General features: G+C 43.2%; 11 protein-coding genes and 2 pseudogenes. 6 read left to right on the top strand and 7 right to left on the bottom strand.

The window, feature by feature from the left end:
- Positions 1-114 precede the first annotated feature (114 nt).
- A pseudogene (locus H6F92_RS19065) lies at positions 115-620 on the top strand (ISL3 family transposase); the annotation flags it as partial.
- Between the two features lie 656 nt (positions 621-1,276).
- Here H6F92_RS19065 and H6F92_RS19060 read toward each other — a convergent pair.
- Positions 1,277-1,816 (bottom strand): annotated as a pseudogene (locus H6F92_RS19060) (MBL fold metallo-hydrolase); the annotation flags it as partial.
- Between the two features lie 131 nt (positions 1,817-1,947).
- Here H6F92_RS19060 and H6F92_RS19055 point away from each other — a divergent pair.
- Positions 1,948-3,177, top strand: coding sequence for a class I SAM-dependent methyltransferase (locus tag H6F92_RS19055; protein ID WP_190359095.1), 1,230 nt, complete (start codon positions 1,948-1,950; stop codon positions 3,175-3,177).
- Here the strand turns inward: H6F92_RS19055 and H6F92_RS19050 are convergent.
- The 5 genes from H6F92_RS19050 to H6F92_RS19030 all read right to left on the bottom strand — a co-directional run bounded on the left by H6F92_RS19050 (position 3,154) and on the right by H6F92_RS19030 (position 7,907).
- Positions 3,154-4,140 (bottom strand): DMT family transporter, encoded by a 987-nt coding sequence (locus H6F92_RS19050; RefSeq protein ID WP_190359094.1) that lies wholly within the window; start codon positions 4,138-4,140, stop codon positions 3,154-3,156. The genes H6F92_RS19055 and H6F92_RS19050 overlap by 24 nt on opposite strands.
- Positions 4,141-4,207: 67 nt before the next feature.
- A complete protein-coding gene (locus H6F92_RS19045) occupies positions 4,208-5,251 on the bottom strand; it encodes an AI-2E family transporter (RefSeq protein WP_190359093.1) in 1,044 nt (347 codons plus the stop codon).
- 29 nt (positions 5,252-5,280) lie between these two features.
- On the bottom strand, positions 5,281-6,141 hold the full coding sequence (locus H6F92_RS19040) for a shikimate dehydrogenase (protein ID WP_190359092.1): 861 nt from the start codon (positions 6,139-6,141) through the stop codon (positions 5,281-5,283).
- A 65-nt stretch (positions 6,142-6,206) separates the two neighbouring features.
- Complete coding sequence (locus H6F92_RS19035) at positions 6,207-6,584, bottom strand: hypothetical protein (RefSeq protein WP_002737069.1); 378 nt, start codon at positions 6,582-6,584, stop codon at positions 6,207-6,209.
- Between the two features lie 327 nt (positions 6,585-6,911).
- Entirely contained in the window at positions 6,912-7,907 is a 996-nt protein-coding gene (locus tag H6F92_RS19030; protein WP_004156991.1) for an amino acid ABC transporter permease, read from the bottom strand.
- An 85-nt stretch (positions 7,908-7,992) separates the two neighbouring features.
- Here H6F92_RS19030 and H6F92_RS19025 point away from each other — a divergent pair, with 85 nt between their 5' ends.
- From H6F92_RS19025 to H6F92_RS26220, 3 genes are all read left to right on the top strand, one after another.
- Positions 7,993-8,508, top strand: a complete 516-nt coding sequence (locus H6F92_RS19025; RefSeq protein ID WP_190359091.1) for a single-stranded DNA-binding protein — start codon at positions 7,993-7,995, stop codon at positions 8,506-8,508.
- A gap of 206 nt (positions 8,509-8,714) precedes the next feature.
- Positions 8,715-8,966 (top strand): UPF0175 family protein, encoded by a 252-nt coding sequence (locus H6F92_RS19020; RefSeq protein WP_190359096.1) that lies wholly within the window; start codon positions 8,715-8,717, stop codon positions 8,964-8,966.
- A gap of 400 nt (positions 8,967-9,366) precedes the next feature.
- On the top strand, positions 9,367-10,287 hold the full coding sequence (locus H6F92_RS26220) for a hypothetical protein (protein WP_242030194.1): 921 nt from the start codon (positions 9,367-9,369) through the stop codon (positions 10,285-10,287).
- Between the two features lie 116 nt (positions 10,288-10,403).
- Here the strand turns inward: H6F92_RS26220 and H6F92_RS19010 are convergent, their stop codons facing one another.
- Positions 10,404-11,975 carry a Na+/H+ antiporter gene (locus tag H6F92_RS19010; RefSeq protein WP_002797016.1) on the bottom strand — a complete coding sequence of 524 codons (1,572 nt, stop codon included), beginning with the start codon at positions 11,973-11,975 and terminating at the stop codon, positions 10,404-10,406.
- Positions 11,976-12,111: 136 nt separating this feature from the next.
- On the opposite strand from H6F92_RS19010, the gene H6F92_RS19005 reads away from it, so the two are divergent.
- Positions 12,112-12,651, top strand: coding sequence for a DUF3038 domain-containing protein (locus H6F92_RS19005; protein ID WP_190359090.1), 540 nt, complete (start codon positions 12,112-12,114; stop codon positions 12,649-12,651).
- The last annotated feature ends 199 nt before the right edge of the window (positions 12,652-12,850 follow it).

Genomic DNA, 12,850 nt, shown 5'->3' with positions numbered 1-12,850 from the left:
TTATCATTTTCGTTATTTAGGTCATATATGGTAAATATGACTGATCTTTTTTGGGAGTCTGTGTCTGTATTTTATGCTACATAAGCTTTTCAGCTTGCTTGTCCCCCTGTCAGAGTTAAAGGACAAAAAAATTATGGTGCGGTTTTAGTAGATTTAGATACGGGGAAACTAATAGCTATTCTAGAGAAGCGAACACAAGAAGAGTTGAGAAAAACGTTTATGGGCTGGGGAAAAATAGTCTAGTGAAAAATGAAAAAGAGTTAAGAGAAAAACAAAAAATAAAACTAGAAGAAATCAAAAAAACATTTCCGAAATTAAAAGAAATGCACGAATTAAAAGAAGAATTCAGAACCATTTACGAAGTCTCGAAGAATGGGACAGAAGGAATGCTCGAACTATCAGAATGGATGGCAAAATCGGCCAATATGTTTACCAAGAGTTGTCAAACAATCCGAAACTGGTTGGGAGAAATTATTAATGATTTCGAGCGAAGAACAACGAATGGTGTGGTCGAGGGAATCAACAATAAATTGAAACTGATAAAACGAAGAGGTTATGGTTTTAGAAACTTTCGAAATTTTGAGGTTAGAAGTATGCTTGCTTGGCATTTTGTGTGTTAATTTAGCATAAAGAGTAACGAAGAGCCTAGATTTTTAAGTTGGTAGATGGCAATAAGACCTGTGGGATGTGTTAATTTTTAACCCATCCCACTTTTCCTATCTAGGGTTCGCTGAATAAATCTAATACTAAATCTGGTTATTGGGACTTAGACAAAAAACAAATCGAGAAAAGCCTCAACCCCAATCCCTGCTTGGGATTTACTTCGAGAAGCCCAAAATCGCTGAAACCCAGATAGATCAAGGAAAATCATAAATCGAGGTTAACCCTTTGTCCCGTAATGGTTTGAGCCTTTTTTGCTGCCCGAAAATGCCTAAGTCCCATTATTAAAGACTGATTATTTATTCCCCTTTTTGCATGAGTGCATGAGCAGAAAACGGGTTTCTCCGAGAAACCCGTTTTCTGTGCGTTACTCAACGGATTTAGCATAAAAACCTTGTTGGATAATATCTTTCGGCTTTTTTGAAATCAAAAAGTACCGGCGATGGGAGTGATCGGGGGGAAAATTCCGGGACTTTTTCCCTGAAAATTAGGTAATTTACCAGATGAAAATGGGTAAAACCCTACACCCTACACCCTACACCCTCTTTCAAGTCAGGAGTCTGGGGAGTCAGGAGTCATACTAAGGGACTTGCGTGGGAATAATATCCCAGCCAGAAAATCGCTCTGTAGCCAGATGGCACATTATCAAAGCGCAAGTCCCTACCCGATAACCCACCGCTTCCCCCGGATGATTTAAAGGACGGGTTTCGATGCTGACATCGCCATAGTAGAGGGTTTCGCCCATTTCTAGATCATAAAATTCTAAATCGGCCCCCATAATCTGCAAAGGCACGGGAAAATTAGGATGTAACATCTGATCGTCTAATCTTTGCTTGATGGTTGCCCCGTTGGGGGAGGGAACCCCATAGATTTTAAAAGTATTGCCCCGGATAAAAGCGGGGATAAAAAAAGGAAAACCCTGAATATGATCCCAATGGGAGTGGCTGAAAAATAAATGGGCTTTCGCTGGACTTTCTGCTATCAAGGACTGTCCTAGTGCGCGTAACCCCGTACCACCGTCAAAAATTAATCTTTCTCTACCGACTTGCATCTCCACACAGGAAGTATTACCACCATAACGAACGGTTTCCCAACCGGGACAGGGAATACTCCCCCGTACTCCCCAAAATTTGATCTGGAAGCAGTTGTAGGGCATACCAGAAACTCCTCTACTTGTGCTGATGGGCTAATAGATCAGATTAGCACTCTTCTACAATTAAGTCTGTGACTTCATCCCTAACACAACGATCTATGATTAAGGGTGAGGATCGTCACTTTTGCAAGAGCATGGATTTACAGAAATTCTTAGAAAAACTGCCCCAACAGTATCAGGATTGGGGATCGCCTCTAATGTCGCCTATTTCCGAGCAATTAACCATTTTAAGTCAAAAAAACGCCTCCTATCCCGATCGCAATCTCTTTCCCCTGCTCAATTTAGCCGTTGCCTGTCTGCAACCGGACGAGGTTTACTGTCAGGTGGGTTGTTTTCGTCGCAGTAGTTTAGTCGCCGCTTTCTGCAATAATAGCGATCGCTGCGGTTATGGCGTAGAAGCTTTTTTTAAATACGATCCATCGGGAGAAAAGCTAACTATATTATCTGAGGATTTGGAGGATTTTCAACTATCAGAACAGATATTTTTAAGCGATCAAGAAACGGAAAACTTTTTCGATGATCTGGAAGAATTAAACAGTGAAGAAAAGCTGGGAGTTTATTACTACGATGCCGCCGAAGACTATCGTTCGCTCTTCATCTCATTACTTTTAGCCAAAAAATTCTGGTCTGATTCCGCTTTAATTATCATCAATAAATGTCAGCATCCTGCTCTCCAACAGGCCATAAAAGATTTTACTAAAACCCATCCCCAAGCCCAGATAATTTTAGATGATCAAGTCGCTAATCACGGTTTGCTTGGTTTCAAAAATATTTGTTTATTAGCTTGGAATGCTCCCCCGGAGATAACAGCGCTAAAATCCCCGAAAAAACTGGTTTTAAATGTGGGTTGTGGTCCCTATAATCCCGAAGCTTTACCCCAACTATTCCGCGATGGCAATTGGCAAGAAATTCGCCTCGATATTAATACGGCTGTTAACCCAGATATTTTAGGAACGATTACTGATTTAAGTGCCGTTCCCGATAACTCCGTCGATGGGGTTTTTTCTAGTCATAATCTAGAACATATTTATCATTACGAAGTTCCCATCGCCCTAGGGGAATTTAAACGCATTCTTAAACCCGAAGGCTTTTTAATGATCGTAGTTCCCGATATGCAAACTGCCGCCGAATTTGTCGCTAGAGGCGATATGGAAAATGAACCTTTATATATTTCTCCCGGAGGTCCGGTGCGTGCTTTATGGATGTTTTACGGCATGGGAACAGAAGTCCCCGGAATGCCCTATATGGCTCATAAAACCGGTTTTACCTCTCAAAATCTTAACCAAAAATTACAAGAAGCAAATTTTGCCAGAGTCGAGGTAATTCGCACGGAATTTGAGTTAGTTGCTTTTGGGTATAAGTGAGGAAAGATTAGCAAAAATTGCCCGCACTTGTGGGGCGATTCTTTCCCTTTGATTGATTAAATAAATACTAACGAGGGTTAAAGATACCCCTACCCATTGCAATGCACTTAACATCTCACCGAGGAATAAATTCCCGAAAGTGAGGGCAAAAACCGGAGTTAAAAAAGTTAAAGAACTTAAACTGGTTAAATTGCCCTTGGCGGCTAAATAAAAGAATATTCCATAGGCGATCGCACTACCAAAAATAGTGGCATAACTTAAAGCTAACCAACCATTTAAATCTATATTCTGCCATTGATGGGATTCGGTGAAACCTGAAGCTAAAAATAGGGGCAATCCTCCTAAAATCATGTGCCATCCCGTGGCACTGACGGGATCCGCATGACGACAGACAAACCGGATTAAGACTGTTCCCACCGCCATGGATAGGGAAGCCAAAAGCATGAGCATTTCGCCGCTATTTAGTAATTCCTGCCAGCTAAAGTCAATATTTACCGCTTTTTGTCCAAAAAAGTCATAAAACCATTGATCGGGCAAGCCGATTAAACTAATTCCCCCAATCCCTAAACCCAATCCCAACCACCCCCAGACACCGATAACTTCTTTAAATAGCCAACTGGACATTAAAGCCACCGCTAGGGGTTGGGAGTCAATAATTACCGATCCTAACCCCGCCCCGGTGCGATTTAATCCCAATGCCAGAAAACCTTGAAAAAGAGTGCCATCCATGAGAGCAAAAAGGGCAATCCATAGCCACGCTTGCAGGGTTTTGGGCTGAGGACGACCTAAAAACCAAGCTACCATTAAAACTAACATTCCGGCGGGGACAAGGCGAATTGCCGCCATAAATAGGGGGGTAGTATGGGGGATAACACCCTTCATCGCTACCATCGCTGTTCCCCAGAGAAAAAACGGTGAGATAAGTAAGAGGGGCGAGGATTTCTTTAAATCTAGGTTTTCCATAGGTAGCGATCGAGTTTTGTAGATAACAAATTTCCCTAATTGTATAGTAGAGACTGGGGATCAGCCCTTAATTCTCCTGACTTTCTTTTAACTGATTTTCCTCTAAATCTGTTATTGGTTTTTCTTCCCCGTAACTGATCCAGATCGCAATCATTCCAGCAATAGGAATGGAGAGAAAAATTCCTAATAATCCCGCAATTCTTTCGCCGATAAAGAGGGATAAAAATAAAATTACTGGGTTTAATTCTAGGGCATTGCCCATAACTTTAGGGCGAATAATATTATCTTGAATTTGTACCAAGACAACACAGACAATAAAAGCTTTAACGGCAACTGCCGGTCCCTGGGAGGTAAAAGTCAAGATAGTTACCAACAAAATGCCCAGGGTTGCCCCGATACCCGGGATAGCATCGATAATACCGAGAATACCCGCTAAAATTAGCCCATATTTGATTCCTAATAGGGAAAAAATTAAGAAACTCGTCACCGATAAAAAGAGCATTAACAACAGTTGCCCGCGAATAAATCCCAGAAAACTTTGTCGAAAAGACTTGGCAAAACGCTCCCGGTATGCTAGGGGGAGAAGTTGCAAAAAACCTCGCCAGAGTTTATCACCGTCGATGAGCATATAAACACTGATCACCGCCCCAAAAACGCCCGTAAAGACACTGGAAAAAACCCCCTGTACGATCGATAAACCCGTGGCTAAACCGGTTTGTAAGCTTCCCACCATTTTATTTAAATCTAATCGATCGAGAAAGTCTTGAAAGGGTAAAAAATCCTTTTCACTCAGGGCATCGGTAAGATTGAATAGTAGTCCTCTCCCCTGATTAACTGCTTCTAATCCTATGCCTGTGACTAATCCAAATAGGAGGATAAAAGCTGCTAGGGTGGTAATAGCAATGGCTAGTCCTCTCGGTAGATAACGGGATAACCAAACCACGGGATAATTTAATAGGGCGGCCAGGATCGCTGAACCGGTAAAAATAGCGATCATCCCGTAGAAATAGTTAATTAAGATAATCAGACTCCAGCCACAACCAAATAATAACAGATAGCGCACTAGAATCGAGTTATTCAGAGTTTTCCAAAAGGGGCTAGAAGGGGGCATAAATAAAGCTAGAAATAGGATTTTAGCATTTAGAATTGTTTTAACAGAGCTTCCCGCATGACCGAGACGGGGACAGGTTGACCTAACCAGATTTCTAACGCAATCGCTCCCTGATTAACTAACATTTCTAACCCATCAATAATTCTTATCCCTCTAGTCCGGGCCAACCGGAGAAATTTGGTCGGCCGGGGATTATAAATCAGATCGTAGGCGATCGCCGATGGGGGTAAAAGGTCTAATAATTCTAACTCAACAGGGGATTGTTCGCCCTGGGGGGACATTCCGATCGGGGTAGAATTAATCAGGAGTTCTGTGGTGGATACCAGCCCCTCTAATTCGTCCCAGCTATGCACTTCTAGGAGGTCATAGAGGCTGGTATTCGCCCAACTTTCTTTAAAAGGATCTAATTTCTTTTGATTGCGTCCTACCACATGAATTTCGCCACAGCCCAACTGGGCGCAAGCCACCACCACCGCCCGGGCAGCGCCGCCATTGCCTAAAATAACTGGATTCACCTGACTCCAATCTTTGTCAAGGGATTTCAAGGGTGCGAGAAAGCCATCCACATCGGTATTCGTTCCCTGCCAGCCGGTTTCCGTGCGCCAGACGGTATTAACTGCGCCCACTAGCCTTGCTTTCTCGGTAATTTGCGATAATAAGGGAATAATTGCTAATTTATGGGGAATCGTGACGCTAAAACCCTGTAGATCGATGGCGGACAAACCAGCGATCGCAGTTGCTAAATTTTCCGGCGCGATCGGTAGGGGAAGATAGACATAATTTAGCCCCAAGGCATCGATAGCGGCATTGTGCATGAGGGGAGAAAGAGTATGGCCGATGGGATCGCCGATTACGCCTAATAACTTGGTTTTTCCGTTAATAATGGTCATAAAAAAAGGTGGGCTTTCCCCACCAAAGTTTGATATCAAGGGTGGCCAATGCTCACCTTACTATACTATTTCTTGATTTCGCGGGCCATTTTCAGGAAAGGATTGATATTGTCATCGTTAGCGCGACGAACGTTATCATTAGCAGCGTTAGCCTTACTATTAGCCTCGGAAGTCGCCGATTTTGCCACAATACCGTTATCGGTGACTTTGCTGACTTCCATAGAAGAAATCTGTTTAATCGATTCGCCACCCTTTTTATTCGAGGCAGTTTTCGGGAAAGTACGTCGGATCGTGATCGGTGTCCGCATAAAGTCGATATCACCGAGAGTTTTAGCGTCATCGGGTTCCAAGTAAAAAGCCTCTTTCGGTTCCGGTGCGCTCATATCCATCGGTTCATCGACGTATTTCGTCTTATTGCCAAACAGGCCAAAGAATCCAGCCATTTTCTCGCTCTCCTAAATAAATATATCTACCATAAATTGCTGCTCATTGTTAAATAATATCAATATTTATGACAAAAAGCCAGGTAGGGTGTGCTGAATAAGTCTGTTGGTGGGGTTAGTAGCCGGTCATCAGGAGACAGGAGACGGGAGACAGGAGATTATTTCTATTTATTCTTCCGACACCCCACACCCCACACCCTACACCCCACACCCCACACCCTACACCCTACACCCCATCACCCCATCACCCCATCACCCCATCACCCCACACCCCACACCCCACACCCCACACCCCATCACCCCATCACCCCACTCCCCACTCCCCAATCAACGCTGTTCTAACCTACGACTGGCTAGGGACATAGAATAACAGAAAATCCAGTAAATAAACGCCAAAAATAGATAAACCTCTGGATAATCGCCGATAAATTTCGGATTAGCTAAAACCGATCCTGCCATACCCAAGAGATCCACCAGTCCCACGATCGCCAGTAGGGAAGTATCCTTAAATAAACTGATAAATTGACCAACAATAGCGGGAATGACCGCTTTTAAAGCTTGGGGTAGAACGATCAATAATAAAACGAAAATCGGTTTTAAACCCAAAGCTCTGGCCGCTTCAATTTGACCTTTGGGAATCGCTTGTAAACCACCCCGGACATTTTCGGCCAGATAGGCTGCTGCAAAAAGGGTAAATCCGGCGATCGCTCTGATCACCCGTTCCGGTCTGGTTCCGGCGGGTAAAATTAAAGGTAACATCACCTGAGCCATGAATAAAATTCCCAACAAAGGTAAACCGCGTAATAATTCGATATAGCCAATAGATAGCCAACGAATTGCCGGTAATTCACTCTGTCTCCCTAGGGCTAATAATACCCCCAAGGGGAAAGATAAAATCATACTTGCGATCGCTACTAATAAAGTTAAGATTAAACCACTGAGATCATCGAGGGGAATTGCCTTTAAAAATAATCCCCCCAATAGCAACCAAGCGATTAAAGGTAAAGTCAATAACCAGAGCAATCCCCACCAGCGTTGCAGAAAAGCGGGACAATCGGGGAAGCGACCCCGGTTTAATTGCCAAGAAAACAGCGATAAAGCCGCAATTATCGTTAAAATTAGCCAAATTCGCCATATTGACTGTTCTGGATAACGACCGACCACGAATAAACCGAGATTTTCCGTCACTACAGCCCATTTTGCCTGAGTTATCGCCCAATCGAGAAAACTTAAGCCACCCCAGAGGCTGAGAAATAGACCCGCAAGGGTTAAGATGACGTTGTACCAAGTGTTAAAGAGATTTTTTCTTAACCAGAGTCCCATAAAATTCCCCAATCTCCCCAGTGGTGATCCTTGTACTTTTTCAGTACAATGGTGCTATCAAAAAAATTTAGACTAATTTTCGACCATGAACAGTTGCATTTTAATGGCTAAAATTGTCCGTCGTCCCGAATTACGTTATACCCAAGATAATCAAACTCCCTACGCTCAAATGTTAGTCGAGTTTTCTCCCAATCGTGCCGAGGCAACTCCAGCTAATTTAAGGGCCGTAGCTTGGGGAAATTTAGCCTCAGAAGTCGCTCAGAACTATAATGAAGGTGATCAGGTAATTTTGGAAGGTCGTCTCTCCATGCAGACGATCGATCGTCCCGAAGGTTTTAAGGAAAAACGGGCCGAATTAGTCATTAGTCATCTTTATCATCTTGACGGCAGCGTGAGTAGCGGTGAAATGGCAGCCCCGACTCCAGAAAAAGTCGTGCCAATCAATACCCACAAATCGAATAAAACTGAGGTGGAAAAACCCGTCGCACCTGTCTCCCCCGGGGATTTTGAATACGACGCATCCTATGAACTTTCTAATCCTTCCGCTTGGCAACCTAGCGACACATCGGTGGAGGAAAATTTAGACGATATTCCTTTCTAAGTACCCCAACAGAATTAATGGCTCTTCTCGATTTTGTCTGATAATTTTTGCTTATGGAATCGTGGAATGCTTATCGGGCAAGACTTTCAGTGCTATTTGGCGGATATTCTATCAGTATAGACCTCGTTTCCACACAGAAACCAGAAGAGCCAAAGCTTTAACTGAGATATGGCAGGCTAGAAAAAAAGATGCGTGAGGATGTCTTAATGCAAATTACCCTGAACCTACCGGATAACCTCAGCCAAGCCGAAACCTTTAACCAAGGCGACTGGCTCCGGGAGATTGCCATTGCGCTGTTTCAGCAAGAGCGGATTTCCCTCAGTCGCGCCAGTAAAATTGCCGAGATGGAAGTCATGGACTTTCAAAAACTGCTGGCAGATCGCGGTATTTGTGTTCACTACGATGTAGAAGACTTTGAGCAGGATGTTCAACATCTGCGCGATCGAGGCTGGCTATGATCGTGATCAGCGATACCTCTGCCCTTTGCAATCTGGCGATCGTCGATCATCTCTGGTTGCTAGAGTCAATTTACCAAACCGTGTTAGCGAAATCTTGAACCCTATTACCGAATCTGACACACCGCGCCACAATCCCTCACGGAAGGCGATAGGTCGCCTGAGAAGCAGTAAAACAGGGGAAAATACCTGAAACTCTTTCCCCTATGAATCCCTAAGCTAGGGAGAAGAATATAAAGATTTATTAAATTGTAGCTTAGGATACAGTGCGGGGGGGGGTAATGTGTATCCTCTTCTCATCTGCCTCCTGTCTTGGGTTGGGTTGTTGCTTGACCTAGCTACGAGGGGGGCAGCTAAACAGTTGTTAAGTGAGATCGCACTACTTTTATTTAGGAGTATAGGAATGAAAAATTGGACTTTAGCTTTGACTCTTGGGACTTTCTGTATTAATGCGATAATAGGTGTTAAAAGTATTGCTGGCCCGCCCCCTGGTATAGACATAGCTATTGGTTTAATTTCAGATTATGCGAAAGCCGAGCTTGCGGCCGGTGCGTGTAGAGCTTTTGCTAATGGAGGAGTAGGTTCTAATAGCGTTGATAATGATACCGTTAGTAATTTTACTAATTTTTTTGGAGAAACAGAAATAAATCTTGACTGTTATCATTCTAATGAATTAGCGTTTGCTTTTGCTCAGATCTCGTGGCAAATTCCTTCAAATGGAAAAGATAGTTTGTTTCTACAAAAAGTTTACAATGCGATTACTTTTCCGCCTGAGGGGTCTGGTCAAAAGAATCCTCAAACCGCTTATGCTGATTGGCAGATTTCTTATCGCGGCCAGATTGTTCATGGCGTAGGAGCTCCTCCGACTAATGTTGATAATCCTAGAATTTCTGAATCACGCGTCAGATCATTACTCGAACCCCCACAACAGAATTCCTTTAATTCATCAAGCTCATCTGATGAATTTATAATTAATCTACCAGATTACATAACATTGGATACGATATTGTACGCACCCAACTGGAGTTACTGGACACCATTGTTTATTGATGGTTCAGAAACTCCCGATGCAGCTTGGGACTATGTTATTTATACCTTACAAAGTCTAAACATTGATTATCTTGAAACCGAAATATCAGCAACTGGGGAGGATAGCAAGTATGATGAATCCTTCAAGGATGATGATGATGATAATATGGAAATTCCCGAACCCACCTCAACCCTCAGCCTCCTCGCACTCGGCACACTCGGCGCAGCTTCAACCATCAAGCGCAAACTAAAACCCTCCCAATCCACTGAAAAAGAAACTACAAAAGTCTCCTAAAATCCCCCATAAAACCCCACAAAAACCCTTTCATTAATTGGAGGGGTTTTTGTCATAAAACCCAGTCGTTGGTCGTTAGGAGAATTGAGATTGACTGTATATACCCCAAAATAGTCCTACTGATCAGTAATTTTACTTTCAGCGAGAATTTCTTGAAGGACGGGGGATAAATTGCTAGTTAAACGGCCGGATCGAATAAATTCAGCGTAGGTATCAGCTTCGATATCTAGGAGGGTTTCCCGAAGTTGTTCCATTGTCAATAGCTGTAATTGGGGATAACTATCGTTGAGAGATTGTATTTCCGCTTCTACAGTCTTTAACTTTTCTTTGACGAGATGCTGCTCATAACTAAAAAATTCGGGGGCAACATCGGGAGATTTATCTAACTTAGAAAGATAGTCTAAAACCCTTTTTAAAGCTACCCTTCGGGCTAAAAGTTCCGCATAGTTTTCTCGAATTGGTTGATCACCGATCAGGTCTAATCTCGATAGGAAAGTTTGAATAGTTAATCCCTGAACCAAAAGGGTAAAGAGAACAACTCCGAAGACGATATCGATGATATCCTGACGATTGGGAAAAATAACCGGCACACTTAAAGCTAGGGCAATAGAAACGGAACCGCGCAAACCTCCCCACCATAAAACCGTTTTTTCCCGCCAATTAATTTTAGTTTCCATCAAGGCATTACTAACAGTTGCCAAAGCAAAGGTAGCCAGAAAACGGGCCGCTACCACGGCGGCGATCGTGATAAAAATTAAATTGAGATTATCGGCTAAACTGGAGAGACGGATCTGATCGCCGATGAGGAGAAAAACGATCGAATTGACAAAAAAAGCGAGAAACTCCCAGAATTGCGTGACTAATAGGCGGGTACGGGGACTCATACTAATTCGAGAGCCAAAATTACCCAAAATAATCCCCGTAGTCACCACTCCGATTACCCCCGAACCCCCGAACTCCTCGGTTAATAAATAAGCACCGTAGGCGGACACAAGAGTTAAAGACTGTTCCACTAGGGGTAAATCCAGACGTTGAGTCAGATAGGAAATACCAAAACCCACTAAACAACCCACTGCCACCCCGATACCGATAAAAGCGGCAATCCGGCTAATGGTTGTCTCTAAGGATAGACCACTAGCACCGAGGGGAATTTCCACCAAAAGAGCGAAAGCGACGACAGCGACCCCATCATTAAATAAGCTTTCCCCTTCCAAAAGCACGGTGAGGTTTTTACTGGCCCCCAATTCGCGAAAAAGAGCGACAACAGCGACGGGATCCGTAGAAGAAAGGCTCGCACCCACTAATAAGGCCGTAAATAGGGGTAAATTGGTCAATTCATCTAGGGTAAAACCAACCCCGAAAATCGAGATAATTACGCCGACAATAGCGAAAAGACTGACGGGAATCCAATTATCCTTCAGATCTCGCCAGCGTGTATTCCAAGCGGCTTCAAATAGCAAAGGGGGCAGAAAAATTTCTAGAATCAGTTCGGGGGATAGGTTCACCAGACGGATATCGATAAAAGCTAAACCTAAACCGACTATCACTAACAATAGGGTGTAAGGAATTTGGCGAAACCAGCTAAAAATCCTCGAAACCGTGGCCACACTCAGGGAAACGGACAAAACAATTAGAAATTGTTCTAAATTTTGCTTAATGACTTCATCGGTAGCGGATTCTAAACTCATTGGCTGGGAGGCAATCGGTGAGCGGACGTGCAAGAAAAGAACAATCTCAATTATTATGACACTTTAGAACCAGTGATTTTTTCTTCTAAACCCAAGTTTTTCTGCTGGCAATTCCTTATTATCTATGTCCTTGACTATGCCTCAGTCTGCCGAGTCCTCCACGGGTGAGGATTTACCCCTAGCTATCTCACCCAGTAACGAGCAGTTAGAGAATATTAATAGCTATTTAAACCTGATTTTGGCAGCTTTAGTCTCTCTAGCTAATTTAGACTCCGAGTCTATTACCCAAGCAGCCCAAGAATTAGCCTTAGATCTGGATACAAGCGATCGCCTAGTTGCCCACCACTGGCAACCCCAGTCAAAACTTTCCCTAGCGGACATCCGTTCTCTAGTTCTCCTCCTCTGTCATCTAGCCCAAAAAAAGCAAGAGTTAATCCGTCGCGCCGTAATTCTCTTGGAACAAGTGGGAACTCAAGGACAAGAACCGGTCAAAACCACGCTTTTAGGCAATTATATCGCTAATTTTCGCTTAAAATACCCAGAAATATCGGAAAATAATCTCAGCGATTCTAGCCTGACTTCCCTAGCCTGGAAATTATTAATCGATTTATTGTTCTACAGCAGCCCCCGCAGTCATCTCCTTCTTTGGCACACCCTTTTGGCAAGTAAAAAGTAAAAAGGCTATCAGTTATCAGTTATCAGTTATCAGTTATCAGTTATCAGTTATCAGATGTAAGTTATCAGTTATCAGATGTAAGTTATCAGATGTAAGTTTTCAGATGTAAGTTATCAGATGTAAGTTTTCAGTTCACTGATTACTGTTTACTGTTTACTGGACGGCTACGCCGTGCCTTTGGCAACACTGAAAAAAAAGC

The sequence above is a fragment of the Microcystis wesenbergii FACHB-1317 genome (genome assembly GCF_014696875.1).
In the GTDB taxonomy this organism is placed as follows: Bacteria; Cyanobacteriota; Cyanobacteriia; order Cyanobacteriales; family Microcystaceae; genus Microcystis; species Microcystis wesenbergii_A.
This window is presented reverse-complemented; position numbering and strand designations above follow the sequence as displayed.

Bases quoted from the DNA above. Each gene is read 5' to 3' on its own strand.
- H6F92_RS19055 (WP_190359095.1), top strand. From the start codon at position 1,948: ATGGATTTACAGAAATTCTTAGAAAAACTGCCCCAACAGTATCAGGAT.
- H6F92_RS19050 (WP_190359094.1), bottom strand. From the start codon at position 4,140: ATGGAAAACCTAGATTTAAAGAAATCCTCGCCCCTCTTACTTATCTCA.
- H6F92_RS19045 (WP_190359093.1), bottom strand. From the start codon at position 5,251: ATGCCCCCTTCTAGCCCCTTTTGGAAAACTCTGAATAACTCGATTCTA.
- H6F92_RS19040 (WP_190359092.1), bottom strand. From the start codon at position 6,141: ATGACCATTATTAACGGAAAAACCAAGTTATTAGGCGTAATCGGCGAT.
- H6F92_RS19035 (WP_002737069.1), bottom strand. From the start codon at position 6,584: ATGGCTGGATTCTTTGGCCTGTTTGGCAATAAGACGAAATACGTCGAT.
- H6F92_RS19030 (WP_004156991.1), bottom strand. From the start codon at position 7,907: ATGGGACTCTGGTTAAGAAAAAATCTCTTTAACACTTGGTACAACGTC.
- H6F92_RS19025 (WP_190359091.1), top strand. From the start codon at position 7,993: ATGAACAGTTGCATTTTAATGGCTAAAATTGTCCGTCGTCCCGAATTA.
- H6F92_RS19020 (WP_190359096.1), top strand. From the start codon at position 8,715: ATGCAAATTACCCTGAACCTACCGGATAACCTCAGCCAAGCCGAAACC.
- H6F92_RS26220 (WP_242030194.1), top strand. From the start codon at position 9,367: ATGAAAAATTGGACTTTAGCTTTGACTCTTGGGACTTTCTGTATTAAT.
- H6F92_RS19010 (WP_002797016.1), bottom strand. From the start codon at position 11,975: ATGAGTTTAGAATCCGCTACCGATGAAGTCATTAAGCAAAATTTAGAA.
- H6F92_RS19005 (WP_190359090.1), top strand. From the start codon at position 12,112: ATGCCTCAGTCTGCCGAGTCCTCCACGGGTGAGGATTTACCCCTAGCT.